At 53.8% G+C, this 25981-nt stretch carries 23 protein-coding genes; 10 read left to right on the top strand and 13 right to left on the bottom strand.

Annotated elements, in window-relative coordinates:
- Positions 1-251 precede the first annotated feature (251 nt).
- The 4 genes from OCU43_RS01320 to argA all read left to right on the top strand — a co-directional run bounded on the left by OCU43_RS01320 (position 252) and on the right by argA (position 4864).
- Complete coding sequence (locus tag OCU43_RS01320; RefSeq protein WP_091354804.1) at positions 252-932, top strand: TIGR00153 family protein; 681 nt, start codon at positions 252-254, stop codon at positions 930-932.
- Between the two features lie 47 nt (positions 933-979).
- On the top strand, positions 980-2245 hold the full coding sequence (locus OCU43_RS01315) for an inorganic phosphate transporter (RefSeq protein WP_091354802.1): 1266 nt from the start codon (positions 980-982) through the stop codon (positions 2243-2245).
- Between the two features lie 127 nt (positions 2246-2372).
- Positions 2373-3524 (top strand): acetylornithine deacetylase, encoded by a 1152-nt coding sequence (argE, locus tag OCU43_RS01310; protein ID WP_091354799.1) that lies wholly within the window; start codon positions 2373-2375, stop codon positions 3522-3524.
- 2 nt (positions 3525-3526) lie between these two features.
- Positions 3527-4864: an amino-acid N-acetyltransferase gene (gene argA, locus OCU43_RS01305; protein ID WP_091354797.1), complete on the top strand. Its 1338-nt coding sequence runs from the start codon at positions 3527-3529 to the stop codon at positions 4862-4864.
- A 51-nt stretch (positions 4865-4915) separates the two neighbouring features.
- Here argA and OCU43_RS01300 read toward each other — a convergent pair whose 3' ends face one another.
- The 7 genes from OCU43_RS01300 to OCU43_RS01270 all read right to left on the bottom strand — a co-directional run bounded on the left by OCU43_RS01300 (position 4916) and on the right by OCU43_RS01270 (position 9276).
- Positions 4916-6265 (bottom strand): ATP-binding protein, encoded by a 1350-nt coding sequence (locus OCU43_RS01300; protein WP_091354795.1) that lies wholly within the window; start codon positions 6263-6265, stop codon positions 4916-4918.
- The gene (locus tag OCU43_RS01295) at positions 6262-6954 is read right to left on the bottom strand and encodes a response regulator transcription factor (protein ID WP_091354792.1); all 693 of its coding nucleotides are present in this window, start codon (positions 6952-6954) and stop codon (positions 6262-6264) included. Before OCU43_RS01295 ends, OCU43_RS01300 begins: the two co-directional genes overlap by 4 nt.
- 36 nt (positions 6955-6990) lie before the next feature.
- On the bottom strand, positions 6991-7296 hold the full coding sequence (locus OCU43_RS01290; protein ID WP_091354790.1) for a PepSY domain-containing protein: 306 nt from the start codon (positions 7294-7296) through the stop codon (positions 6991-6993).
- A 29-nt stretch (positions 7297-7325) separates the two neighbouring features.
- Positions 7326-7874: a glycine zipper 2TM domain-containing protein gene (locus OCU43_RS01285; RefSeq protein ID WP_175483443.1), complete on the bottom strand. Its 549-nt coding sequence runs from the start codon at positions 7872-7874 to the stop codon at positions 7326-7328.
- A 185-nt stretch (positions 7875-8059) separates the two neighbouring features.
- Positions 8060-8257 (bottom strand): YgaP family membrane protein, encoded by a 198-nt coding sequence (locus OCU43_RS01280; RefSeq protein ID WP_091354786.1) that lies wholly within the window; start codon positions 8255-8257, stop codon positions 8060-8062.
- 106 nt (positions 8258-8363) lie between these two features.
- Positions 8364-9029, bottom strand: a complete 666-nt coding sequence (locus OCU43_RS01275) for a Crp/Fnr family transcriptional regulator (RefSeq protein ID WP_091354784.1) — start codon at positions 9027-9029, stop codon at positions 8364-8366.
- Positions 9022-9276, bottom strand: a complete 255-nt coding sequence (locus tag OCU43_RS01270; protein WP_091354781.1) for a hypothetical protein — start codon at positions 9274-9276, stop codon at positions 9022-9024. Before OCU43_RS01270 ends, OCU43_RS01275 begins: the two co-directional genes overlap by 8 nt.
- Before the next feature lie 206 nt (positions 9277-9482).
- Between OCU43_RS01270 and ilvD the strand changes: the two genes are divergently transcribed.
- Complete coding sequence (gene ilvD / locus OCU43_RS01265) at positions 9483-11318, top strand: dihydroxy-acid dehydratase (protein WP_091354779.1); 1836 nt, start codon at positions 9483-9485, stop codon at positions 11316-11318.
- Between the two features lie 69 nt (positions 11319-11387).
- Here the strand turns inward: ilvD and OCU43_RS01260 are convergent, their stop codons facing one another.
- Positions 11388-12134, bottom strand: a complete 747-nt coding sequence (locus tag OCU43_RS01260) for a sulfite exporter TauE/SafE family protein (protein WP_245756503.1) — start codon at positions 12132-12134, stop codon at positions 11388-11390.
- 2 nt (positions 12135-12136) lie between these two features.
- Positions 12137-13372 carry an EAL and HDOD domain-containing protein gene (locus OCU43_RS01255; protein ID WP_091354777.1) on the bottom strand — a complete coding sequence of 412 codons (1236 nt, stop codon included), beginning with the start codon at positions 13370-13372 and terminating at the stop codon, positions 12137-12139.
- Positions 13373-13638: 266 nt separating this feature from the next.
- Here OCU43_RS01255 and OCU43_RS01250 point away from each other — a divergent pair, with 266 nt between their 5' ends.
- The 5 genes from OCU43_RS01250 to OCU43_RS01230 all read left to right on the top strand — a co-directional run bounded on the left by OCU43_RS01250 (position 13639) and on the right by OCU43_RS01230 (position 17586).
- Complete coding sequence (locus OCU43_RS01250) at positions 13639-14487, top strand: SH3 domain-containing protein (protein ID WP_091354775.1); 849 nt, start codon at positions 13639-13641, stop codon at positions 14485-14487.
- A 101-nt stretch (positions 14488-14588) separates the two neighbouring features.
- A complete protein-coding gene (locus OCU43_RS01245; RefSeq protein WP_091354772.1) occupies positions 14589-14804 on the top strand; it encodes a hypothetical protein in 216 nt (71 codons plus the stop codon).
- A gap of 40 nt (positions 14805-14844) precedes the next feature.
- Positions 14845-15249 (top strand): arsenate reductase/protein-tyrosine-phosphatase family protein, encoded by a 405-nt coding sequence (locus tag OCU43_RS01240; RefSeq protein ID WP_175483442.1) that lies wholly within the window; start codon positions 14845-14847, stop codon positions 15247-15249.
- Positions 15250-15374: 125 nt separating this feature from the next.
- On the top strand, positions 15375-16886 hold the full coding sequence (locus OCU43_RS01235) for a glycosyltransferase family 39 protein (protein WP_091354766.1): 1512 nt from the start codon (positions 15375-15377) through the stop codon (positions 16884-16886).
- A gap of 16 nt (positions 16887-16902) precedes the next feature.
- Positions 16903-17586: a phosphatase PAP2 family protein gene (locus tag OCU43_RS01230; RefSeq protein ID WP_245756502.1), complete on the top strand. Its 684-nt coding sequence runs from the start codon at positions 16903-16905 to the stop codon at positions 17584-17586.
- A 33-nt stretch (positions 17587-17619) separates the two neighbouring features.
- On the opposite strand, the gene OCU43_RS01225 is transcribed toward OCU43_RS01230, so the two are convergent.
- The 4 genes from OCU43_RS01225 to OCU43_RS01210 form a co-directional block, all read right to left on the bottom strand.
- A complete protein-coding gene (locus tag OCU43_RS01225; protein WP_091354759.1) occupies positions 17620-18432 on the bottom strand; it encodes a transglutaminase-like domain-containing protein in 813 nt (270 codons plus the stop codon).
- Positions 18433-18528: 96 nt separating this feature from the next.
- Positions 18529-19425 carry a transglutaminase family protein gene (locus OCU43_RS01220; RefSeq protein WP_091354756.1) on the bottom strand — a complete coding sequence of 299 codons (897 nt, stop codon included), beginning with the start codon at positions 19423-19425 and terminating at the stop codon, positions 18529-18531.
- Entirely contained in the window at positions 19422-21980 is a 2559-nt protein-coding gene (locus OCU43_RS01215) for a circularly permuted type 2 ATP-grasp protein (protein WP_091354753.1), read from the bottom strand. Before OCU43_RS01215 ends, OCU43_RS01220 begins: the two co-directional genes overlap by 4 nt.
- A gap of 51 nt (positions 21981-22031) precedes the next feature.
- On the bottom strand, positions 22032-25376 hold the full coding sequence (locus tag OCU43_RS01210; RefSeq protein WP_091354751.1) for a transglutaminase family protein: 3345 nt from the start codon (positions 25374-25376) through the stop codon (positions 22032-22034).
- Positions 25377-25981 lie beyond the last annotated feature (605 nt).

Below are 25981 nucleotides of genomic sequence, written 5' to 3'. Positions count from 1 at the left end.
CAGCTTACCAAAAAGCTTTTTTTCGCACGACCGCTATCTCGACAAAGCAACTGTAATAAAAGCTTAACAATTATTAAAACACCCTGAATAAAAACCAAAAATCAGCATGTTACAAAGCCAGAATGGCAAGATATTAAGCAAAAACAACACCATTGGCGTCAGTTTGGTTACACTTATGTTTCATTTTGACTACAAATACGTGAGCTGCCAACGTATACTCGCGCAAAATTTGCACGAATACCGGTGATTCTATGGTGACTAACAACCCGATTATGCAGATGTTTGCACGATCCCCTTTTCAGCCAATGCAGGAACATATTGCAAAGGCTCACTCCTGCGCTATCCAGTTGATCCCCTTTTTTGATGCGGTGATGGCAGAAGACTGGGAAAAGGCCAGTGAAATTCAACACAGCATTGCCGTGCTGGAAGGTGAAGCAGACACCATGAAAAAGGAGATCCGTATGAATCTCCCCAATAGTCTGTTTCTACCGGTTCCCCGCACCGATCTCCTTGAACTGCTGCGCATGCAGGACAAGATTGCCAACCGGGCGAAAGATATTGCCGGTCTGATACTGGGTCGCAAAATGCTGATTCCAGTACAGATTCAACCGGCTGTCTCAGAGTATGTCCGGTCCTCCCTGAAGACCTCGGGTCAGGCGCTGATGGCGCTGAATGAGCTCGATGAACTGATCACCGCGGGCTTCCGTGGCCATGAAGTCGATGTTGTTGAACAGATGATCCACGACCTCGATGATCTGGAGCACGATGCCGACGAGATGGAGCGCGAAGTGCGTTCATCCCTGTTTGATGTGGAGAAAGAACTGCATCCGATCGATGCGATGTTCCTCTATCAGATTATCAGTTGGATCGGTGACCTCGCTGACAAGGCGCAACAGGTGGGCAGCCGCCTGCAATTGTTGTTAGCCAAGTAAAGCTTGCGAATAAATTTTCTCTGAATCTTAAAAATTAGGTAGTTATCATGAGCATCATTGCGGACTATGGCTCCATCCTGGTCATCATGGCATGTGTGTTTGGATTTTTTATGGCCTGGGGTGTGGGCGCAAACGATGTCGCAAATGCGATGGGAACCTCAGTGGGTTCCAAGGCTTTAACCCTGAAACAGGCGATTCTGATCGCAATCATCTTTGAATTTGCCGGCGCCTACCTTGCCGGGGGCGCGGTTACCGCAACAATCCGCAAAGGGATTATCGACCCGGCCATTCTCTCCGGATCACCGGAACTGCTGGTTTACGGCATGTTATCAGCACTGCTGGCGGCGGGGATCTGGCTGCTGATCGCCACAGCGATGGGCTGGCCGGTCTCCACCACCCACTCAATCGTCGGCGCAATCGTCGGTTTTGCCGCCGTCGGCATCTCGGTAGATGCGGTGCACTGGAGCAAGGTGGGTAAAATTGTTGCCAGTTGGGTGGTCTCGCCGCTGACCGCCGGCTTTATCGCTTTCTTCCTCTACCGCACCGTCCAGATACTGATTCTCGATACCGAACACCCCTTCAAAAACGCCAAAAAATATGTTCCCGCCTACATTTTTGTCGTCGGCTTTATGATCTCCATGGTGACCTTTACCAAGGGACTGAAACATATCGGTCTGAATCCCGGGTTTGGCAACAGCGCCATGATCTCCATCGGCATCGCCTTTGTTACCATGATCATCGGTATGCTGATGCTGCGTAAAATACACGCCCGGGCTGAAGATAATGTTGACTACCACTTCGCCAGTGTTGAAAAGGTATTTGGTGTCCTGATGATGTTCACCGCCTGTGCGATGGCTTTTGCCCATGGTTCGAATGACGTTGCCAATGCAGTCGGTCCGCTGGCAGCAGTGGTAGGGGTCGTGAACTCCGCTGGTGAAGTGGCCCAGAAGTCAGCGATGCCGGTCTGGATTCTGCTTCTGGGTGGTAGTGGTATCGTGGCGGGGCTGGTGATGTATGGCCATAAGGTTATCGCGACGGTGGGCAACAATATTACCGAACTGACCCCCAGCCGGGGCTTTGCTGCAACGCTGGCGGCAGCGTCAACGGTGGTATTTGCCTCAGGCACCGGGTTGCCTATCTCGACCACCCACACCCTGGTGGGTGCGGTTCTGGGTGTGGGTATGGCAAGGGGCCTCTCTGCCCTGAACCTGCAGGTGGTTGGAACCATCTTCGTTTCCTGGCTGGTCACCCTGCCAGCGGGCGCACTCCTGTCGATTGTGATCTTCTTTACCCTCAAAGGTATTTTTAGTTGAACAGGCTCTTCAGTTAAAAGAGCTTCCGCAGCGAATAAATTAAAGGCGACCCGGTAAGGGTCGCCTTTTTTATTTCTGCTGAAAGCTGCACAATATGGTGATAACTCAATAAGAATCGGATACAGCTATGCAACCCTCCACACCTGACCTGCTGACAATGCTTACAGAACTGATCGCCACCCCCTCTGTCAGCTGCACCGCTGCGCATTGGGACCAGAGCAATCTGGGTGTGATTGAGAAACTGGACACCTGGCTATCCGATCTCGGATTCAGCACCGAGGTGATGCCGGTGCCGGGATACCCGGGAAAAGCTAATCTGATCGCCACCCTGGGCAGTGGTCCCGGCGGGCTGGTGCTGTCGGGTCACACCGACACCGTGCCATTTAATGCTGAACGGTGGAACAGTGATCCGTTCAAGCTGACCGAAAAAGATGGCCGTTTCTACGGCCTGGGCAGCTGCGATATGAAAGGTTTCTTTGCTGTCGCAATTGAAGCGGCCCGCCAGTTCGTCGATAAGCCACTGCAACAACCGCTGATCATTCTGGCGACGGCCGATGAAGAGAGCTCCATGAGTGGAGCCCGGGCACTGGCAGAAGCTGGCCGGCCAAAAGCCCGCTATGCGGTCATTGGCGAACCTACCAGCCTGCGGCCCATCTACATGCATAAAGGGATCATGATGGAGCAGGTGCGCATCAAGGGGCGTGCAGGCCACTCTTCAGATCCCAACCTGGGTGCCAGCGCGCTGGATGCGATGCATTCCGTGCTGGGCGAGCTGATCAGCTTTCGCCGGGAGTTACAGAGAGATTATCACAACAGTGATTTTGCAGTGTCGGTCCCAACTCTCAATCTGGGTTGCATCCATGGTGGCGACAACCCTAACCGTATCTGTGGCGCCTGTGAGCTGGAGTATGACCTGCGGCCACTGCCAGGGATGTCTCCAGAGAACCTGCGCGAAGCAGTAAGCAAGCGCTTACACCCCCTGGAGCAACAATTTGGTGTAGAGATCATCACCGAACCACTGTTTCCCGGACTGCCCCCATTTCATAACGACAAGCACTCTGAACTGGTGAGTACCGCGGAAAAACTGACCGGCTATCAGGCCGAAGCGGTTGCCTTTGGTACTGAAGCCCCGTTTTTACAGGAATTAGGGATGGATACCATCGTCATGGGGCCGGGTTCAATCGATCAGGCCCACCAGCCCGATGAATATTTGGCTTTTGATCAGATTAAGCCTACAGTAGCGGTACTGGAACAACTGATTGCAAGGTACTGTTTTTAATCGTGATTAATGATAACCCATACGTAAACTGGTTTCGTCACAGTTCTCCCTATATCAACGCCCACCGGGGGAAGACCTTCGTCCTGATGTTGGGAGGGGAGGCGCTTGCCGATCCCAACTTTGCCAATATCATTCACGATATCGCCCTGCTGAACAGTCTTGGTGTCAAACTGGTGTTGGTGCACGGCTCACGGCCGCAGATCGAAGCAAAACTTGAACAGCAGAATATTGAAGACTGGGTTCACCACCACCTGCGGGTCACCGATACAGAGACGCTGCGTTGCGTTATCGAATCCGCCGCCAGCCTGCGAATCGAAATTGAGGCAAAACTGTCAATGGGGCTGGCCAACTCGCCCATGCATGGTGCCAAAATCCGGGTCTGTAGCGGCAATTTTGTCACCGCCAGACCTTTTGGAGTCTACAACGGGGTGGACCTTTGCCATACCGGCGAGGTGCGCCGGGTCGATCAGGATGCGATACGGCAACAACTGAATATCAACAATATTGTGCTGCTGTCCCATCTGGGTTACTCCCCCACCGGCGAAGTGTTTAATCTCTCCGTTGAGGATGTCGCCACTCAGGTCGCCATCAGTCTGGATGCCGACAAACTGATTCTCTTTGGTGAGGATGGCGGCGTACGGGACAGTACCGAGGCACTGCGCTCTGAGTTACTGGCCGACACCGCCGAACGCCTGGTCAACCAGTATATGGCAAAGCACAGCTCGCCCGATCAGGTGCCATCGGAGCTTTGTCGCCATCTGCAAGCGGCCGTAACAGCCTCCCGGCATGGGGTGGCCCGCAGCCACCTGATCAGCTACCGGGAAGACGGGGCACTGCTGTCCGAACTATTTAGCCGTAATGGTATCGGCACCATGGTGATTGAGCACTCTTACGAACAGGTAAGGGCCGCTACGATTGAGGATGTAGGTGGTATTCTGGAGCTTATCAGGCCGATGGAAGAAGCCGGTATTCTGGTACGTCGTTCCAGAGAACTGCTGGAAGCCGAGATCAATCAGTTTACGGTGGTTGCGCTGGATGGTGCTATCGTGGGCTGTGCTGCGCTTTACCCCTTCCCGGAGGAACAGATCGGCGAACTGGCCTGTGTGGCGATATCTCAGGAATATCGCGGCGGTGACCGGGGAGAGAAACTGCTGCGGGCGATTGAGGAATCGGCCCGCGAACAGCACCTTACCCGGCTGTTTGTCCTGACCACCCGCACCGCCCACTGGTTTATTGAGCGGGGTTTTGAACCTGCTACAATCAGCAGCCTGCCGAACAAAAAGCAGGAGATGTATAACTATCAACGAAACTCCAAGGCCTTTGTTAAGCCGCTGGAGTGACGTTAGCGGGAAAGAGCCCGGTCTGATTAACCGGGCACCCGCGCGACGGAGTTAATTGAGCGGCATCCTGATCGTAAACAGGGCCCCACCCAGCGTCGACTCGCCAATCTCCAGCTCGCCGTCGTAACTACTGAGAATATCCACGGCAACCGACAAACCGATCCCCTGTCCCGGAGCGGAAGTGTCGGCCCGCTCGCCACGTTTGAGAATCGTCTGACGCAACCCGGGAGAGATGCCGTCTCCATCGTCCGCGATATCGATCTGCAACATCCCTGCGCCATTACTGAAACAGACCGCTACCTGACTGTGGCCATATTTATAGGCATTTTCGAGGATATTACCCAGCAACTCCATCAGGTCCCGCTCATCAGCAGGCAGTTGATATTCACCGTCCAGAGTCAGTTCCACCCCGATGTTTTTATCCCGGTAGACCTTATTCAAAGCGGTGACCATCCGCTCAATAATCGGTGCCACCGGGGTTTTCTTTGCCAGGGTCCGCCCCTGACTTTTAACGGCACGGGACAGCTGATACTGTACAATCTGATCCATCCGCCCCGCCTGGTCCGTTACCAGGGTCTGATACTCATCAAAACTAAGACGCTCCTGCCGGGCTCCCCGGATCACCGCCAGCGGGGTTTTCAGGCTATGGGCCAGATCTCCCAGAGTGTTGCGATAGCGCTCCCGCTGCAGACGTTCATTACTGATCAGCAGGTTGAAGTTATCGGTAACCGCCTGAACCTCAGTGGGATATTCGCCGGTGAGTCTATCGCTCTGCCCCAGCTCAATGCGCTTGAGGTCTCCTGCCAGCCGGGTCAGTGGCTTCAGCCCCCAGCGGATCAGCGCCGTTTCCACCAGCAGAAAGAGAAAAATCGCCGCGCCCAGCCAGCCCCATAGCTGGGCATTAAAGGCTTTCTGTTCAGTTTTTACCTGGCTATCGGACTCCAGAACCGTGAACACATAGTTATGTTCACGCCCGGCAATCTCCCACAACAGGGCAAACTGATAGACAAATACACCGTGCTCCGGCAGCCGATAAAAGCGTGAATCACCGGTATTGAGTCCATCCACCTTTAGCTGTTCGACCAGTGCATCGGAGATCAGCTTGGCAGACTCTGAATACCATACCAGCATATCTTTGCTGTCATGGAGGAAACCGTAAAGACCCGACTCAACCTGCGCGTAGCGGGGCTCCTGCAGGCTATCAGGGATCATAATACGATCACCCTGAAGCTCTGCAGCCCCCAGAATAAGATAGACCTGTAGCTTCAGCCGCTCTTCCTCGGCCGCCTCCAGGCTGTGGTGAAACGCCTGCTGCAGGGCAAACCCTGTCAGGCCGAAGAATACCGGCAACAACAAAAGTGAAGCGAGTAGCAGGCGAGCACGAAGAGCACGGGGCATCATGCGTTATTTGACGCTCCGGCAGGCAGATCAAAGCGATACCCCAGTCCACGCACGGTGGCAATGGGCTGGAGTGACTGGTCCGGATCCAGCTTTTGACGCAGCCGTCGGACAAACACCTCTAACACGTTACTGTCACGGTCAAAATCCTGATGGTACAGATGTTCAGTCAGTTCACTCTTGGAGATCACCTTACCGGCATTCAGCATCAGATATTCCAGTGTTCTGTACTCATAGCTGGTCAGCTTAACTGAGCTGTCATTGAGATAAACATTACGCCCACTGCTGTCCAGCTTCAGCGGCCCAAACTCCAGCATCGGTTTGGCATGACCCGCCGCTCTTCGCAGCAGGGCGTTCAGCCGGGCCATCAGCTCTTCAATATGAAATGGTTTAACCAGATAGTCATCGGCACCCGCTTCCAACCCTTCGACTTTATCCTGCCAGTCCCCCCGGGCGGTCAGAATAATAACCGGGAAGTTAATATCCTGCTTACGCCAGCGACGAATCACCTCAACCCCCGACAGTTTTGGCAGGCCGATATCGACAACCGCCAGATCATACGGAAACTCACTGCCCAGGTAGAGCCCCTCTTCACCATCTTCCGCTTCTTCAACGGTATAGCCGCTATCATTCAGGGCCGTCACCAGTTGACGACGCAGATCCATATCATCTTCTATTACCAACAGTTTCATTCTGTTACTCCATTCCTGTGGATGGCGGTTACCACCTTAAGGCGATAGCTCCTGACCGGTCTCGGCATCGATCATAATGGTTTTTACCCGGCCATTATTGATCAGCCGGATAAAATGCACGATTCGCCCACCGCGATTCCGGGTTTCCGCCTTTACAACTTTGCCCCCATGATTCTGCCTGGCAGTGGCCGCTGCCTGTTGCAGGGACACCCGGTTTGCGGCAAAAACCATGGATTCTACTCTGAATTCAGCGCGGGTCTCATCCACCCCCGCCGCCGCAACAGTCGCCGCAGTCGTTACCATCAGCAGGGCAAGGAGTGTATATGAGAACGTTCTGAACATTATTATCACCCATTCATTTACAGCTTAAATCAGGAAACAGGACTAACGCTGACGCGTACCCGGATCCGATCACCCGGATCATGATCCATACGGGTCTGATAGGTTTGACCATTATAACGGTAGGTCACCTTATAACCGGTTACCCGCTCATAATACTCAATATCGTGCTGAACGTTACAGCGTGTTTCAGTACGATATTCAACGTTGTTACCACGATGGTGACTGTTACGGCTGATATCGTTACCGATGGATGCCCCCAGCACGGCCCCGACAACGGCACCCACCTTCTTGTTATCCTGGCCTGCGCCCAGCTCGTTACCGATCGCTCCGCCTATGATACCGCCAAGTATAGGCCCTGTGTAAGATTTACGGTGATGAGCCGGGGTTTCGTAACGCACATCTTCTTCCCAGCATTCACGGCGGGGGATGCGACGCTCGGTCTGCACCACAATCGGTTCAACATGGGTCACCCGGGCGAATTCCTGATGATGCCTTTTCTCTTTAAAGCGGGGGTCCGCCTGAGCCATTCCGGACGTAAGTCCCAATAGTATAAGACTGCCTGCAATGATCTTTTTCATGACTACTCTCCCATCTCTGTTCTTTGGAGTATGTAGCCTATTGTCGTGCCACAGGACTGAACCGATCCTGAACTGTCCGCGGTCCTGCTCCGCTTTACCTATCTTTACACTGCTGCATTCAGGCATAAAAAAACCGGCCAGTGTGGCCGGTTGGTTTAATACATCATAGTCGAGCTGCTGATTGCTTACTCAGCTGAGCACTTTTTACAGGTACTGACACCCAGCACCCGGTATAGCGGGCACCAGCCAAACAGAGCGATCGCAATCACTGGTACACCGATCCATCCCCAAACGGTTTGAGGCCCCACAAACACAAGAGCAATCAGCACCAGACCGACCAGAATACGTACCGCTTTATCAACAGATCCGATATTCTTTTCCATTTTTCCATCCTCAGGTTTATTCAGCTTTGGGGGTATTATCAATTTAATAGAGAACCCTGTCTGTGACAAAGTCACACTGAAGGCACTAGTCACTCTGTTTTTTTACTTAGCTCTCTTTTGCCGCGCGTTTAACCGCGCTCTTATTCAGAAACAGCACCTGATTACGGCTCAGGGCCACCCACTCTTTCTGCTCAAACTGTTTCAACTGCCGGCTAACCACTTCTCGGGCGGTGCCCAGCTCGTCGGCGATCTCCTGATGGGAGCGTAACAACACAAAGCCAGGACCAACATGTTCAATCAGATAGCGGGCCAGTCGCTTTTCGATACGTTCAAAAGCGATCTCCTGCACCAGACCAATCAGCTTTGCCAGTCGCTCACCGTAGGAATCAAATATAAATCGCCGCAACCCTTCCGATTCGGCAATCGCCCGCTGAAACTCAGAAAGAGGGATCAGAAATGCAGTCACCTCGGTCTCGGTAATCCCCTCCGCAGGATAATCCTCAGCCCCCAGCAAGCAGGAGGTAGTCAGTACACAGGACCCCTGATTTTCGATCCGGTACAGTATCAGCTCCCGGCCATTGGCGTTTCTTCCCAGCACCTTCACCACACCGGAAACGACAATAATAAAGTGAGTGCAGGCACTGCCCTGATGAAACACCACCTGATCTGCCGGCAGCTGGACTCGCTGCGCCCGGCTGAGGATTGCCAGTCCGACCTCATCCAGCTGTTGCAGCAGTGGAAACTGATCGGTCAGCAGGGTCAGGTCATTCATGATTGGAGCTGCTGTCTGCCGCCTGACGCCGGGCGCGCAACGCCAGCATCACGTATCGAATGTTGTAAATAAACCCGATCAGCAGCGCGATCGGCATGGTCACCAGAAAAACACTTCCCAGCGCCGGGGATGCCATTAACTGCCCCAGCCAGAGACAGAGAATACTCACAATAGCCACCGGTACACCGGTACGCATCATCATTTTCAGCCAGCGATCAGAACGGATCTGTTTTTTATCTATAACCATTAACGCCTCCCGGAATCAGACTCCCTCTAAGAATACGTTTTTACTGCGCTAAACAATAGCCCGTTATGGCCGTCCAGATGCGGGTAATCCGCAATTCATACCCCAACTTGCCCTGATAAAATGGATTGTTAGATATTCCCGCGGAGAGTTTTGCTATAATCCGCGGTCTTATACAAAAATCCACTACAGCCGCAGAGGATCTGTGCATGCCACAATATCGCTCCAAGACCTCAACCGCAGGTCGAAATATGGCCGGTGCCCGCGCACTTTGGCGCGCCACGGGGATGAAGGATGACGATTTCCAGAAGCCGATCATCGCTATCGCCAACTCCTTCACTCAGTTTGTTCCAGGCCATGTCCACCTGAAGGATATGGGCCAACTGGTCGCCCGTGAAATTGAAAAGGCTGGCGGCGTAGCCAAAGAGTTCAATACCATCGCTATCGATGACGGTATCGCTATGGGTCACGATGGCATGCTCTATTCACTGCCATCACGGGATATTATCGCGGATTCCGTTGAGTATATGGTGAATGCTCACTGCGCCGACGCACTGGTGTGTATCTCCAACTGTGACAAGATCACTCCGGGGATGCTGATGGCGGCGATGCGCCTCAACATTCCGGTTATTTTTGTTTCCGGCGGTCCGATGGAAGCGGGTAAAACCAAGCTTTCAGAGCACAAACTGGATCTGGTTGATGCGATGGTGATGGCGGTTGATCCGTCCGCCTCAGATGAGATGGTTGATGCCGTTGAGCGTTCTGCCTGCCCAACCTGTGGCTCATGTTCCGGGATGTTCACCGCTAACTCAATGAACTGTCTAGCGGAAGCACTGGGACTGGCACTGCCCGGCAATGGTACCGTTGTTGCTACCCACGCAGATCGCAAAGAGCTGTTTCTGGAAGCCGGTCGCAGCATTGTCTCGATGGCAAAGCGTTATTATGAGCAGGACGATGCTTCACTGCTTCCGCGATCCGTTGGCTTTAAAGCCTTCGAGAACGCAATGACACTGGATATCGCCATGGGCGGGTCAACCAATACCATTCTGCACCTGCTGGCGATCGCTCAGGAAGCTGAGATCGATTTCACCATGACCGATATTGATCGTCTGTCACGCAACGTGCCTCAGCTGTGTAAAGTGGCTCCTAACACGCCTAAATACCATATCGAAGATGTTCACCGTGCCGGTGGCATCATGGCGATTCTGGGTGAACTGGACCGCGCCGGAAAACTGCATACCGATGCCCCAACCGTACACGCTCCCACGATGAAAGACGCGCTGGATAAGTGGGACATCATGCGTAATCCATCGGCAGAAGTGATGGAGTTTTACAAAGCGGGCCCTGCCGGCATTCCCACCCAGACCGCCTTCAGTCAGGCCACCCGCTGGCCCACCCTGGACGGTGATCGTGCCAACGGCTGTATCCGTTCGCTGGAACACGCCTTCTCTCTGGAAGGCGGCCTCGCAGTTCTGCGGGGGAATATCGCGCTGGATGGTTGTGTGGTGAAAACCGCCGGTGTCGATGACTCTATCCTGGTGTTTGAAGGTCCGGCCCACATCACGGAATCTCAGGATGAGGCGGTCGCCAATATCCTTGATGACAAGGTTAAAGCGGGCGATGTGGTTATCGTACGTTACGAAGGCCCTAAAGGTGGCCCGGGCATGCAGGAGATGCTCTACCCAACCTCCTATATTAAGTCGAAAGGGCTGGGCAAAGAGTGCGCGCTGCTAACCGACGGCCGCTTCTCCGGCGGCACATCGGGCCTGTCGATCGGTCACGTGTCTCCGGAAGCCGCAGCAGGCGGTGCCATCGGTCTGGTGCGCAACGGTGACCGTATCCGCATCGATATACCTAACCGGACGATCGACGTGTTGCTGTCCGATGAAGAGCTGGCTCAGCGTCGGGCCGAGCAGGATGCACTGGGCTGGAAACCTGCTGAACAGCGGCCCCGTAAGGTATCTGCTGCACTGAAGGCGTATGCACTGCTGGCAACCTCTGCAGACAAGGGTGCAGTACGGGACCTGTCCAAACTGGAAGATTAATCCGCCCGGGCGGATCTTCATCCACAAAAAAGCAGCCCATGCGGCTGCTTTTTTATACCTGCCTATTCATCAGCTGCTAAACACCTGCGTTACAAGACGCAAAGCCAGTACGGTCACCAGCAGTCTGAAAATCAGCTGAAACCGTTCGGCAGGTAGTCGTTTTAATATATGCAGTCCGATCCAGGTGCCGGCAAAGCCGCCAGCAACCATCGCTAAAATCAGCGGTAACCAATCGCTAAAGGCAAAGCCCAGCAGACCAAATACCACCATTTTCAACAGGTGTTGCGCCGTCATGCAGGCGGCAAAGGTTGCGACTGTACGGTATTTTTCATAGCCCAGCCGGTGAACAAAAGCGGCCACCAGCGGGCCGGTGGCGCCCACAAACATGGTCATCAGAGTGGTTCCTACCCCCGCCAGCACCAGACCGGCAGGCGGCATCTCCTGTTTACCCAGTTTCGGTCCCCAGACCAGAAACAGAATAAACCCGGCGACGCTGAGTTGGATAACCTCGACCGGCAGCTGCACCACGACAAAATAACCAATCACCGCTCCGACCGCAGCACCGGCAAAAAACAACCACAACAGAGACCAGTCGATATGGTCGCGGGTTAATAGCGCCCGGTTACCATTTGAACCCAGCTGTACCAGACCATGCACAGGAATCAGTGCCGCAGGCGGTACCACCGTTGCCATCACTGCCAGCAGTAACACGCCGCCACCAATGCCCATGGCCGCCGTCAGCATCGAGGTCAGGGTACTGGTGATGATCAGTAACAGCGCCATATCAGCGCCTACCAGATCCGGTAACCAGGCCACGATCACTCCTGGAGTGAAGCCAGTACCTGATCAGCCCAGTTTAAACTATGACGATATGCCACCTCGTAATATGGACGCTCTAACAGGTTGCGCATATCACCCCATTCGCCGCGCTCATAGTGCTGCACCTCGGTTAGAATCTCACCCATCTGATTCACCCGGGTGAGAATGGCATTTTTGATCGAGTCATCGAGGGGGATCTGATCCAGCAGCACCTGCATCTCGGTATCCATCATCGCATCAAGCTGCGACAGCAGGCCTACCATAAAAAAATTGATCGGCTGTGGATAACTGAGCATCTCAGCCAACAGCTCACACATCCGTCCACGAATCAGCATCACCCGTGTCAGCTCAACCGGCTTACCCGACTGGCCACTGAGAAGAAACAGTGTGGCCCATTTCTTGACCTGATCCATACCGATCAGTGAGATTGCATGGGAGATCGACTCAATCTGTTTTGGCGTGCTGAAGGCAGCGGAATTGACCAGGCGCAGAATCTTATAGGTCATAGCCGGGTCATTGATCACAATCTGTTCAACTGATTCGGCGGTTGCCGCCGGGTTGTTCAGTTCTGCCAGCAGCTCCAGAATCAGGGCTTTAGCGCTGCCAAAGCTCTTGCCTTTGATCGATACCGGACGACAGAGAAAATAGCCCTGAAACAGATTAAAACCGAAATCGAGTGCCCTGCGAAAATCATCCTGGCTCTCAACTTTATCCGCCAGCAGATGGACCCGGTAGGGCTTACAGAAGTTAACCAGCTGTTTAAGCTCAGCATCATCATGGCGCTGAATATCAATTTTAACCACGTACATCAGATCCAGCAGCGGAGTCTGCCCCTTATCTCCGGTATAGTGAGTTAAGGCAAACCGGTACCCCTGGGATTTACGCTCCCGCAGCACCGACAGCAGCTCTTTCGAAATACCATCTTCGCGCAGCAGCTCGAAAATAACACCTTCACGGGGAAGGTCTGGCAACATATCTGACAGCAGCATGCTCTGAGTCAGTTTTACAAATAGCGGCAGGTGCTTGGTTTTACCATCACTTGAGGCCACTGCATAGTTATTCAGAATAACCGAAGCCGTCGCCTGCTCATCAGAAAACTCCGCCGGCAGCATGCCGCTATCGGAGCGATACAACAGACTGTAAGCCTGCACATCCTGACTTTTGTTAAATACCGGTTGCCTGGCCAACAGAACAGAGCCATCTGTCAGCATATTTTCATCTAACGCAATACTCACTATTTATCCCCTGATCAGATATAGACCCAGTATAACTCATCATCTCCCGCCATAAGAGACTGGATATAAAAAACTATTGTCAATATATACCATCTCAACGCTCCGTAAAGTGCTGTTCATCACCCAGTTTAGGTAGTCGCATATTGACCCTACCGTTAATGAGCAATACTCTGACTCCACTGTTTCTCCGGCTATCGTGTTTTTATCGTGAGAACCTGACTGAAGTATGGATAGCCAACAATGCGAATTACTGATCTGAAGACTCTATGACTGTACTGCGCCGCCTCATTATCTGTACGATCCTGATGATTTCGTCCCTGCCGCAAACCCTGTCTGCAACTGAACGGCTCGAGGTCATGGTGCGCTCAACCATCCTCAATATCAGAGAATCAAGATCCACGCATAGCCCGGTGGTCGGGGTGCTGAGTGAAGGCGACCGGCTGACGGTTACTACCACTGATATGCGCGACTGGATCCGTCTGGACGACGGCCGGGGTTTTATCTCCATTCACTATGTCAGGGTGCTGTCCCGGACGCCGGTGCTGCTGGCGCCTCCCGAAGAGCGCTCTGCACAGTCGCTGGCCCCTTCGGCTGAGCCACTACGCACGGCATTCACATCGTCGCCGGAAACCGCCGCCGTCGATTCCCTGGATCACAGTCAGCCTGAAGATGAACTGATTGCGCCCACCACAGGAGCAACCGCCCAAGAATCGCCTATCCAGGCATCACCGGGCGACTCAACGGCTCATAACCTGAAGGTGGACACAGCAAACCAGCTGCTGAAGGCCAGTGTTACGGTTGAATCGGTGAGTAAGACCTGTCGTAAAAACCTGCATACATCAGGTTATGAATTCTGCCAGTTACTGTTCAAACTGAAACTCTCTGCTGAGCAGAACTCAGCCCAGCAGATAAAAATAACCTGTGCAGCAGAGGCGCTGGCAAGCAATGATCAGAACAATCAGATTCTTTATGAGTTAACCAACACCCGTTCCGTTAGCAGTTCACTGTCAAACACGTCCATCATTGTCGACTGGTCCCCCGCCAACGAACAGAGTGCAATCCGGCACGTGGCCCTGAAAGAGGGTGTTTGCACAGCAACAGCCACATCTGATTGACGCCATCTGAACCTATATTTAGCGTTCCGGGGATACCAATTTCTGCGCCATACCCTTATAGTTGTCAAACAACTGTTTGAAAACATGGAGAGCCTCTGTTGATGGAACAACAAAGACTGTGCAGCGACTGCTTTTTGCTGGTGAATCAAAAACAAGCCAATGCTCACGAGAATCTGGTGGAGCGGAATCATATCCATAATGATACGGTCTATATCTGCAATAACTGCCATAACCTTATCCGTTTAACCAATGTCCCCCACAAGTGGAGTATCCTGAACTATCATGATGCTGATAATCAGGACTGCGAATCCGCCTGAATCATTCAATCGTAATCGTAAAAACAGCGGAAGCCTCACCATGAACACACCTCATAGAATCCTGTTTGTATGCCGACACAACTCGACCCGCTCGCAGATTGCCGAAGCATTAGCCAATAAAATGGCTTATGGCAGGGTGGTTGCAAAAAGCGCCGGGCCAGAGCCTCTCCCGGTACCGGAGGAGGTCTCCAGATGGGTAAGCCAGTTGCTGGGAGGTGAGATAAAGCCAGAGAGCAAAAGCCTTGATGACGTAGCACAGGAGTCGTTTGATACCATCATCACCCTCTGCGATAAAAGCCACGATGCCCTGCCCGAGCTGCCAACCGATCAACACCATATCCGCTGGGACTTCCACCATGCAGACAATGCTGAAGGCCTCAAGCACCTGGAGATCGAAATATCTGAACGCCTTCGCCTGATGCTGCAGGCGAAGGGGCTGATCTAACTGACCAGAGCAGCAGGAACGACAAGCGGACATTTCTTTGCCTGAGGGCCTCTGTTAAACTTAGCGCCCCTGAAGAAACACCGGCCAATCGCCGGACACACAACCTGCCAGTCCGGAACTATAGAATGTCTGCTGCGTCCTCCGACACAACCACAGTATTTACCGCACACCCTTTCCGCTGGTTTCTGGCGCTGCTCGCCCTGCTATTCTTCTATCGTGAATGGGTTGTTATCAGCACCCCAATCACCCTATTTTACGATGAGGCCTATTATCTTGGCTGGGCTCAGACGCTGGACTGGGGATATTACTCTAAACCGCCCGTCGTGGGCTGGCTGATCGCGCTGACCACCGCGGTTTTTGGTAACGCCGAATGGGCAGTCAAACTGGCATCACCGCTGCTGTACAGCGCCGCCGCCATTATTATCTATCGTACCGCTGAACGCTTTTCAGACGATAAGGTGATCGCAGCGAAAGCGGCGCTGTTCAGCGGCTCGGTCTTTCTGCTGATGCCGCTGGTCGGTTTTAACAGCCTGTTTATCACCACCGATGCCCCCCTGATCTTTTTCTGGTGTCTCTGCTTCTACGCCTTTCTGCGTGCAAAAGAGAGCAATAACGCCGGTTGGTGGCTGCTCGCCGGGGTTGCTGGCGGGCTGGGGCTGCTGTCCAAATATACGTTTATTATTTTACCCACCACCTTTCTGCTATACGCCGTCCTCAGCACAGCAGGAAGACAACTGCTGCTTAATCCCAGGTTCTGGCTGACCTGTTTGCTGGCGCTCAGCTTTCTGCTACCCAATCTCTATTGGAACTACCAGCACGACTTTATCAGCTTCCAGCATACGGCACAGATCTCCCACCAGAGCAGCAGCTCCATCAGCTTTAGCCGTCTGATCGAATTCTGGAGTGGCCAGCTGTTTGTCTTTGGCCCGGTGTTGCTGATCTACATTGTGATCCGGGGCCTCAGGCGCCAGCCCCGCAGTGATATTGAAAAACTGCTCTGGAGTCTGTTCTGGCCAACCTTTGCCGTGCTCTCAGTCCAGGCGTTTATGGCCCGTGCCAACATCAACTGGGCAGGCCCCGCCTATGTTGGTGCCTCCCTGCTGGCGGGTTATTATCTGAGTCAGCTAAAAGGCTATCGTATATTGCTGATCGGCCTGCTCTCTAACCTGCTGTTGTCGATGGCTTTCTACCATTATGGCAGCATCACAAACGTGCTGGGCATAGAGCGTAAGTGGGGTAACGATCCCTACAAACGGATTCTCGGCTGGCCGGAGTTTGTACATCAGTTTCAGCCCTGGTTTGACCAGTATCCGGATTACAAGCTGGCCAGTGACTCCCGTAAACTGCTGGCTTACTTTGGCTATTACATCACGCCGCAGGATTTTAAAGGGGTCGCGCTGAGTGACGATAACTATATCGAGGATCACTATGAGCTTCAGTACCCACTGGCCAGAAGTCAGGAGAAACGGTTTTTATTTATCAGTGAACATGATGTAGAAGCCAAGCTGAAGCGTTATTTTACTGAGGTGACGCTGCTGACTGAACAGTCCCTGCCACTGTACAGCAACTTCACCCGCTCAGCCCGACTGTATAAGGTCAGCGGCTTTAAAGGGATGACTCAGAAGGACAAACAGTAATCCGATGGCCTACCTCATGTCGTTAACTCAACTCAAATACTGCCGGGATGTCGTACTGTTTCTGATCTGTGTTGCGGTTTTCATCGGGTTCCCTCAGATCGACCTGTCTATCGCCGGACTGTTCTACGACCCGCAGACGCAGCAGTTCATCTATAACAACAACCCGATTATCCAGTTTATCTACCGACTGTTTGCCTTCATTCATATCCCGATTCTGCTGGGCCTGATCATCGCCGGTTTGTTGATCCGGTTTACTAAACTGACGCTGAAAAACTATAAAAAATGGAGTATCACCTTTCTCTTAACCGCCCTTATTTTAGGCCCCGGCCTGCTGGTAAACACGGTTCTGAAGGATAACTCCATTGGTCGTGCACGGCCGGTGCAGGTGGAAAATTTTGGCGGCGATAAGCAGTTCACCCCGGCATTCGTATACTCCGGCGCCTGCAGTAGAAACTGCTCGTTCGTCAGCGGCCATGCCGCCATGGGTTTCTACTTTATGATTCTGGGATGGCTCTTTGCATCCCGCAAAGCCTTTTGGGGCGGTTGTATGGTGGGGGTTGTGCTCGGACTGACCCGTATTGTGCAGGGGGGGCACTTTTTCAGCGATGTGCTGTTTGCCTTCTGGGCGGTCTATTTTGTTATTGCGCTGCTGGGTGCCCTGTTTGGCTTCCGACACCCACTTTATTCATCCACCCGATAAACGAACACCGGCAGCTTTTCTCTGAGGCAGAGATCAGTCGGTCTCACTGTCACACAGCTGCACGGTGACATGCTGCTCGATGGGGAAAACCGCCGGGCCATACTGGTTGAAAATAGCCACGTCGGCGGCATCCCGGCCATACCCCAGGGCCACATACCCCCCTTTGCGCGAGGTCTCAGAAAGAGCGTACTGGGTGGCATCGAAGGTATACCAGCGCCCCCCCACATAGGCTTCAAACCAGGCGTGCAGATCCATCGGATAGAGGTCATGCAGATATCCCACCACCATTCTCGCCGGAATACAGAGACTACGGCACAGCGCGATACCGAGATGCGCCAGATCACGGCAGACCGCAGACGGCTGATGGTTGACCTCCTGAGCGGATAACAGCAGATCGCTGACGCCCGGCTCATAGCGAAAAGTGTTGCGCAACCAGGTTTCGATCGCTGCGACCTGATCATAGCCCGGCAGACAACCAGCAGTAATCTGGCTGGCCATCTGGCCAAACCGGTCTGCCTCACAATACCGGCTGGGCAGCAGATAGCTTAGTACCGCGTCGGGCAAGTTCTGCACTTCAACAAAAGCAGCTCCTGGCGCGCGATCGAGGCTATCCGCGGTCATCACCCGGGATGAGGTAGATATGGAGAAGTTGCCAGCCGGTGCCACCAGCCGCTGACACAGGTTGCCATAGTTATCGGTAAACTCCATCACCGGCAGGCTCGGCACAATCTTATATTCCTCCCGGGCAATCCACTGCAGGGCACCGCTGCGGGGGCGTAACATCAGCACAAAAGGGGTCGGTATAGCGATTTCAAATAAAAGATCACAGCTCGTTTGTAACCACATCAGGATATCCTTGCGGTTGAATGGGCGAATAGTTCGCAGATTAAGCTCGCCAGCATTGTGTTAACCTTCCAATGACTGGCGGGTGAACTGATCAACTTAGTTTTGCACCCTGCTGACATCAACAGAGACGGTGAGTTTCTGGCTTTTACCACCATCAAAAAACACACCTTTCAACGGCGAAACATCGCCATAATCACGCCCCCAGGCGGTTGTGATATGGTGCTCAGCGGGCATATTGTTATTCGTAGGGTCAAACTCAAACCAGCCCTCTCCGGGTGAAAAAACAGCAAACCAGGCATGGGAGGCATCGCTGCCAACCAGTTTTTCCTGTCCCGGCGGCGGCAGTGTTTCCAGATAACCGCTGACATAGCGGGCGGGAAACCCAAGAGAGCGCAGACAGCCAATCGCCAGATGCGCGAAATCCTGACAGACACCACGTTTATTGCGTAACACCTCATCCAGCGGCGTGGCGATGCTGGTGGATTCCGGGTCGTAAGTAAAGTCGGTATAGATCCGCTGCGTCAGCTCCCGCACTGCCGAGAGCAGGGGACGGTTGCTGGCGAAGGAGGATCGGGCATACTCACGCAGCGAGGCAGCGGTTTTGATCATCGGCGAATTCAGCACAAACTCCCGCGCTTCCAGCACCGGTAACTCGCGGCTTTCCTGCAGCGCCACCAACGCCTGACCACAGGTATTGCCAAAGTCGAGATCAAGCTCACACTCCCGGGCATATTTACTCTCATGCACCCGAATCTCGGTGGTTACATCAATTTTGAGTTCCCGGTGAGGTTGTTCCAGGGAAAAAAAGTACGCTTTATTGCCGAAATAATCACTGCGCTGCTGCCCCAGTGTATACGCCGGGAAGATCTGAATCCGGCTATCACTACAGCTCTGATACTCAGTATCACGTGGCAACAGGTACGCCCGGTTGTAGCACAACGTCACCGGCTTCTCATATTCGTAGTGGGTGATATGACGAATGCGATAGATCATAATTCCTCATCCCAGGCGGTGCGCACAAGTTGCTGGTGTACCTTGATCTGATCAAAGTATTTGGTGCTGATCTGATTTGAAGTTTCCTGCAGCAGATACTGCAACCTTGCCAACAACTGATCAAGCCCGGCACGGGTTTTGGTTTTTTCGTCTTCTGCCACCAGCGCATCAAGACTGCTCAGCTGAATAGCAGAGGAGGCTTCCAGCATATAGCGATCTTCCTCTGCCAGACCCGAGCCATGCACGGCTGAAGGAAGCTCCCCAAGGTGTCGGCGAAGCTGTTCAACCTGATAAAACACCGAACGCGGATTGCTGTTATCGTGCAGCAGCAACTCAAGCCCCTGGGCCATATCGCTGCCGGAATGGTCTCGCCGGCGGAAGGTGATCAGCACTTCGGAGCTGAGCAGAATCGATTCCAGCACCTGCAGCTGCTGATACTCTGGCAATACAGCCACCAGCGAGGAACGGATCAGAGACAATCCCTGAAGTGCTTTCTCAACCCGCAGCCCCATATCGATAAAGCGCCAGCCCAGTCCCCGTACCATGCTCTCCTGCCACAAACCGGAGAGTGCCAGCAGGGTTGTAACCAGAGGATCCAGCGCTTCTTCCGGGGCCGCTGTCAGCCCCTGTTTAAGCGAATCGGCCAGTCCACTCAGCTCATCCCGAAGGTCATTAATCACCCTCTGGGTATCCGCCGACAACATCTCCCTCACCTGATCAGAACACTCCAGCAGCGAGTTCAGATTGGCAGTAACACTACCGGTGCGTTTGCCATCCAGCACCACCGACAGCAACTCCGCTTCAGGTTGCAGGGACGCCGACTCAGCCGACAAGACAAAACCGGGGTAGGTGGTGGTCAGTTGGGTAACCGTCTGCAACAACACCTGGCGGGTTTCAGCCGGCATATGATAGGTGCTGTTCAGCTGCACGAATACGGTTCTGAGCAATCTCAGTGCCGATTCGGCCCGCACCGCGTAACGTCCCATCCAGTATAGGTTCTCGACCACCCGGCAGGGGAAAGAGGTGCGCGGCTGCATCTGGCTTTTAGCCGGAGCAGGCTGTGGTCGTTGCTCCATCAGGGAGACCTGTTTTTCAGGTTCCGATGCAAGGATCCAGGTATCCTTGCTGATCGCCCCCCTGAGATTACTCAGGTTAAGGCTATCGGCCTGATCGCCTACCCGGGTCAGCCCCCCCGGCATCACATTGTAAGAGGAGCTGGTTGCAACCGAGTAACCCCGCAGAATCGAAGGCCGGGGCAGCAGCTGGCTATCTTTCCAGGACGGAGTCGTGGAGGGACGAATATATTCCTGAGCAACAAACTTCAACGGGTCCAGGCGGATCTTCCCGATCAGCTCCTGACACTGGTTGTCATCTAACGAAGCACCAAAAACGCTCTGTTCGGAGGGTTTGCGAAAGCAGGATTTAATCACCAGCCGACGGATATTTTCAATCACATAGGTCAGGTCCTGAGGGTCTCCACACCAGTAGGTTTTAACCGAGGCGAGCTGTGGTTCCCGCCCGAGAAAGTGACTGGCGATCTGTGGCATATAACGCAACAACGCCGGGTTTTCCAGAAACCCTGAGCCCATCGGGTTGGCGACGATCACCCGCCCGGCCCGCACCACCTCAAGCAACCCGGGCACTCCCAGGCGGGAATCACTTTTGAGTTCTACCGGATCACAATAAAAATCATCGACCCGCCGCAACACCACATCAACCCGTTCCAGCCCGCCCAGCGACTTCATCCACAGATACCCTTTACTCACCCGCAGGTCACTCCCCTGCACCAGAGGGAAACCAAGATAGTTGGCCAGATAGGTATGCTCGAAATAGGTTTCGTTATAGGAGCCCGGGGTCAGAATGACAATCCGCGGTTGCTCATTGGTGATCGAGCTGGCAAGGCTGTTCAGTTTGAGACGTAACGATTGAAAGAAGAGTGATAACCGATGCACATGGCTGTCACGAAACAGCGATGGCAGCACCCGGGACATTACGGTGCGGTTTTCCAGTGCATAACCAGCGCCACTGGGCGCCTGTGTGCGGTCACCGATCACCTGAATCGCGCCGGTATGGTCCCGTACCATATCAGAGGCGTGCATCACCAACTGATGCTCACCAGGCAGAGCCAGCCCGTCACAGGCGCGCAGAAAGCCTCCATGACTGTAGAGCAACTCAGGCGGCAAAATACCCAGACGAATCAGGTCACGTTTGCCATAGACATCTTTAAGTACCAGGTCCAGCAGCTCAGCCCGTTCCTGCAGGCCGGCCTCAATAGCGGCCCACTCTTCACTGGAGATCAGTGCAGGCACCGGATCAAGTTGCCAGGTGGTCGCTGACAACGAGCCACTGTTATAGGTCGCGCCATCGTCCCGCAGAATACGTTCAGCTTTTAGCTGGCGCTCACGAATCCCCTGAACCCCCAGGGTTTTAAGGCCATCGAGCAGATATTGCCAATGCCCCTGGATCTGCGACTGATCGCCATAGACCTCGTCATATCCAGAGCCTTCGGCTGAATACTGCAACCCATCAGGGCTTTCTGCGGCTCGTGTTTCCATCAGGTTTCGGCACCAAAATTATATCAGGCTGCATAGTATGCCATGACTTGACTACGTTTCCATCTGTCTGCGCAGATCCAGGGTATGCGGGTACTCATTTGCAGGCATCTCCGCTGGCGGAGCCATCGGCCGCGGTGGCGCATTATTGGCGAAAAACTCCCGGATACCGGCGAACTCCGGCATATGAGTGGTCGCCGGCGGGGTTGGCGTATGTTCCGTATCACCAAAGCGGTTGATACGCCGGGACTCAGCCTCAAACGCATTGACCGGGAAGGTTTCATAACTGCGACCACCCGGATGCACCACATGGTAGCTGCAGCCACCAATGGTTTGTCCGTTCCAGGTATCGATCAGATCAAAAATCAGTGGCGAATGAACCCCGATGGTCGGATGCAGTGCCGACTGCGGAGCCCAGGCTTTGTAGCGCACAGCAGCAACAAACTCACCATGACGCCCGGTAGACCGAAGCGGTATGCGGCGGCCATTACACGCCAGCACATAACGATCCGGCGTCAGCCCTTCCACCCTGACCTGCAAGCGCTCAACGGAGGAGTCAACAAAGCGCGCAGTGCCGAAACTACCCACCTCTTCACCCAGCACATGCCAGGGCTCGATCGCCCAGCGCAGTTCGATCCGTACATCATCAATATCGACGCTGCCGTAGTGGGGAAAACGGAACTCTTCAAAAGGCGCCAGCCATTCCTGCTGGAATGGAATACCATGCTGCTGCAGATCCTTAACCACTTCACGAATATCAGCCCAGACATAGTGAGGCATCATAAAGCGGTCATGCAGCTCGGTTCCCCAGCGCACCAGCGGTTTTTTATAGGGATCTTGCCAGAAACGCGCCATCAGACAGCGGATCAGCAACGCCTGCACCAGCGCCATCTGCGGATGCGGTGGCATCTCAAAACCACGAAACTCCAGCAGTCCCTGACGCCCCGAAGATAGCCCCGGCGAGTAGAGCTTATCGATGCAGAACTCTGAACGATGGGTATTACCGGTTATATCCACCAACAGGTTGCGCATCAGCCGGTCTATCAACCAGGGCTGATCAACAATCCCGTCGGGCATCAGATCAAAGGCGGTCTCCAGCTCATAGAGCATCTCCTCCCGTCCTTCATCAACCCGGGGCGCCTGACTGGTAGGACCGATAAACATACCGGAGAACAGATAGGACAACCCAGGATGGTGCTGCCAGTAGGTCACAAAGCTACGCAGCAGGTCTGGCCGACGCAGAAATGGGCTATCAGCCGGAGTGGCCGCCCCCAGCGTGATATGGTTCCCCCCGCCGGTGCCGGTATGACGACCATCCAGCATAAACTTCTCAGCGCCAAGCCGCGACAAGCGGGCCTCTTCATAGAGGATCTGGGTATTGTCAGACAGCTCACGCCAGTTATCAGACGGATGAATATTCACTTCAATGACGCCGGGATCAGGGGTCACCTTAAAGCAGCGAATACGCTCATCTTTAGGCGCTTCATAGCCCTCAATCACCACCGGCACTTCAAGTTCTGCCGCGGTGTCTTCGATCAGCTCCACCAGGGCTACATAATGTTCAAGATGATCCAGTGGCGGCAAAAACAGATAGAGGCAACCGTTGCGCGGTTCAACACACAGAGTGGTACGTACCACCTCAACCGGAGTGGTCACGCTGCCGATCGATTCAGACGGCGCGGCGCAGGCCTGAGCAGAACTCAGTCCGGCATCGGGGAGGGTCTGGACGGCGGAGAAAGGGTCCCGGGGATGCTCCCGGTGCAGTTCCTCATCGGTCATCAGCGGCAGTGAGTTCAGCGGCAGGCGCAGCCCGATAGGCGAATCACCCGGAATCAGCGTCAGGGTATCACGGCGCAGTGGCCAGGGGCTTGAACGCCAGTGCTGAGTGGTGTAGTTCCAGCCCAGTGGCAGGCAGTAGCCTACCGGTTTCCCCAGGTCCTGCGACAGCAGTTGTGCCAGTTTCTTACGCTCCAGGTCATCCTTCAGATCCGCTTTAAGCGGATCAACATTGTCCGGCAGCGTTTGCTCTTTCCACAGATAATAGAGCGAATCTTCATAGGCAGGAATCACCCGTTTGGCGGGCAGCCCCGCCTTTTCAGCCAGCAGCTGGGCAAACTTCCTGGCGGTCTTGCGGGTCACACCATAATCTTTATCCACCCGTGCCAGCAGCTTAGCGTCGCGCCACAAAGGCTGGCCATCGGTGCGCCAGAAACAACCCAGCGCCCAGCGGGGCACCTCCTCACCGGGATACCATTTACCCTGGCCGTAGTGCAGCAAACCACCGGGGGCAAATTTTTCCCGCAAGCGCAGTAACAGGTCTTTGGCCAGCCGTAGTTTATCCTCTCCCAGGGCTTCGGTATTCCACTGAGCGCCATCCATATCATCGATCGACACAAAGGTAGGCTCTCCCCCCATGGTCAGACGAACATCCAGATCCGTCAGTTGCTGATCAACAGCGCCCCCCAGGGCTTCAATACACTGCCACTGTTGCTCCGTATAGGGTTTGGTCACCCGCGGGTCTTCATGGATACGGGTAACCTCATTGCTGAATGAAAACTCCACTTCGCAGGGATCGATCCCACCGGCAATCGGTGCCGCTGAACGGGGGGAAGGAGTACAGGCCAGAGGAATATGACCTTCCCCGGCAAACAGACCCGATGTCGGATCCAGGCCAATCCAGCCGGCCCCAGGAATGTACACCTCGCACCAGGCGTGCAGATCAGTGAAGTCTTTATCGGTTCCCGATGGACCATCCAGCGCTTTTACGTCCGCCACCAGCTGTACCAGATAACCCGATGCAAAGCGGGCAGCCAAACCCAGATGCCGCAGTATCTGCACCAGCAACCAGGCAGTATCCCGGCATGAACCCCGCTTCAGCTCCAGTGTCTCTTCACTGGTCTGAACCCCCGGCTCCATGCGGATATTGTAATCAATTTCACTTTCCAGACGCTGATTCAGATAAACCAGAAAGTCGTTGGTGGGCATCGGTTCCCGGGGCACGGAGCGGACCCACTCCTGAATTAACGGGCCGTTATCTACAATCTCCAGATAGGGTTTGAGTTCTGACAGCAGCTCTTTCTCATAGGTAAACGGAATCTTCTCGGCATACTCTTCAAGAAAGAAATCAAACGGGTTAATCACCGTCATATCGGCGATCACCTCCACCTCTACCCGCAGGTGATCACTCTTCTCCGGAAACACCAAACGGGCCAGGAAGTTACCAAAAGGGTCCTGCTGCCAGTTAATAAAGTGGTTTTCCGGACTTATTTTCAGGGAATAGGCCTTAATCGGAGTCCGGCTATGGGCCGCTGGCCGCAGTCTGATCGTGTGCGGGGACATTTTTACCGCTTTGTCGAAGCGATATTCAGTAATATGATGGATTGCGGTTCGTATGGCCATTCGGTACCCCGTAAATCGATAAAAAACCATTCTGGATAAAGCATAAAAGCTCAAACAGGCTCAACGGATTCCGGTCAGGATGACCCGAATCGCTGTTCGTCAGAAAAATAATCTCTGCGCCCCATCATCGCTGTTCAATATGACAAACTATGATCGTTTTCATCATAGTGCACTCTTTCAGGATTAACAGACAGGGTCTATACCTCAGACAGCCGTCCTTTCACTCTCCCGGTGCACCGCTGATCTTTGCACCACAACAATGCAGCGATATCAAAGCCGATGCAGTCAACGCTCCTGCACGCTGAGCCCCTGCACTCAAACAGCGCACAAATTGCACAGTTCGGGCTATATACAAGGTAGAGCAATAAACAGGCCAGCGACAGCAGATTGATCGATAAGGGTATACCTTTGATGCCGTAATAACAGCTTTTCAGGTTTCCCTGTTTTACAGGCTACGATAACCTTCCGCAGACAATGTATCCGCGCAATTCTCGTCTGAAGAGTTGTCTCAATAATGTTTGAAGAATATTCGGTGACGCTGCGGACAGTCTCAGGTGTTCGCGGTATGATCACGGATTAACCCGGCCCCAGCCCTTTTCTGCGCC

The organism is Amphritea atlantica (assembly GCF_024347255.1).
Taxonomy (GTDB): Bacteria; Pseudomonadota; Gammaproteobacteria; order Pseudomonadales; family Balneatricaceae; genus Amphritea; species Amphritea atlantica.
Note: the sequence above shows the minus strand (reverse complement) of the source record. Positions and strands in the feature narration are given on the sequence as shown.

Excerpts from the sequence above, each read along its gene's own strand:
- OCU43_RS01285 (WP_175483443.1), bottom strand. The coding sequence starts at position 7,874 with ATGAAAAAGATCATTGCAGGCAGTCTTATACTATTGGGACTTACGTCC.
- OCU43_RS01270 (WP_091354781.1), bottom strand. The coding sequence starts at position 9,276 with ATGGTTATAGATAAAAAACAGATCCGTTCTGATCGCTGGCTGAAAATG.
- OCU43_RS01210 (WP_091354751.1), bottom strand. The coding sequence starts at position 25,376 with ATGGCCATACGAACCGCAATCCATCATATTACTGAATATCGCTTCGAC.
- ilvD (WP_091354779.1), top strand. The coding sequence starts at position 9,483 with ATGCCACAATATCGCTCCAAGACCTCAACCGCAGGTCGAAATATGGCC.
- OCU43_RS01220 (WP_091354756.1), bottom strand. The coding sequence starts at position 19,425 with ATGATCTATCGCATTCGTCATATCACCCACTACGAATATGAGAAGCCG.
- OCU43_RS01290 (WP_091354790.1), bottom strand. The coding sequence starts at position 7,296 with ATGTTCAGAACGTTCTCATATACACTCCTTGCCCTGCTGATGGTAACG.
- argE (WP_091354799.1), top strand. The coding sequence starts at position 2,373 with ATGCAACCCTCCACACCTGACCTGCTGACAATGCTTACAGAACTGATC.
- OCU43_RS01235 (WP_091354766.1), top strand. The coding sequence starts at position 15,375 with ATGTCTGCTGCGTCCTCCGACACAACCACAGTATTTACCGCACACCCT.
- OCU43_RS01315 (WP_091354802.1), top strand. The coding sequence starts at position 980 with ATGAGCATCATTGCGGACTATGGCTCCATCCTGGTCATCATGGCATGT.
- OCU43_RS01215 (WP_091354753.1), bottom strand. The coding sequence starts at position 21,980 with ATGGAAACACGAGCCGCAGAAAGCCCTGATGGGTTGCAGTATTCAGCC.
- OCU43_RS01275 (WP_091354784.1), bottom strand. The coding sequence starts at position 9,029 with ATGAATGACCTGACCCTGCTGACCGATCAGTTTCCACTGCTGCAACAG.
- OCU43_RS01245 (WP_091354772.1), top strand. The coding sequence starts at position 14,589 with ATGGAACAACAAAGACTGTGCAGCGACTGCTTTTTGCTGGTGAATCAA.
- OCU43_RS01240 (WP_175483442.1), top strand. The coding sequence starts at position 14,845 with ATGAACACACCTCATAGAATCCTGTTTGTATGCCGACACAACTCGACC.
- OCU43_RS01280 (WP_091354786.1), bottom strand. The coding sequence starts at position 8,257 with ATGGAAAAGAATATCGGATCTGTTGATAAAGCGGTACGTATTCTGGTC.
- OCU43_RS01320 (WP_091354804.1), top strand. The coding sequence starts at position 252 with ATGGTGACTAACAACCCGATTATGCAGATGTTTGCACGATCCCCTTTT.
- OCU43_RS01225 (WP_091354759.1), bottom strand. The coding sequence starts at position 18,432 with ATGTGGTTACAAACGAGCTGTGATCTTTTATTTGAAATCGCTATACCG.
- OCU43_RS01230 (WP_245756502.1), top strand. The coding sequence starts at position 16,903 with ATGTCGTTAACTCAACTCAAATACTGCCGGGATGTCGTACTGTTTCTG.
- OCU43_RS01295 (WP_091354792.1), bottom strand. The coding sequence starts at position 6,954 with ATGAAACTGTTGGTAATAGAAGATGATATGGATCTGCGTCGTCAACTG.
- OCU43_RS01300 (WP_091354795.1), bottom strand. The coding sequence starts at position 6,265 with ATGATGCCCCGTGCTCTTCGTGCTCGCCTGCTACTCGCTTCACTTTTG.
- OCU43_RS01250 (WP_091354775.1), top strand. The coding sequence starts at position 13,639 with ATGACTGTACTGCGCCGCCTCATTATCTGTACGATCCTGATGATTTCG.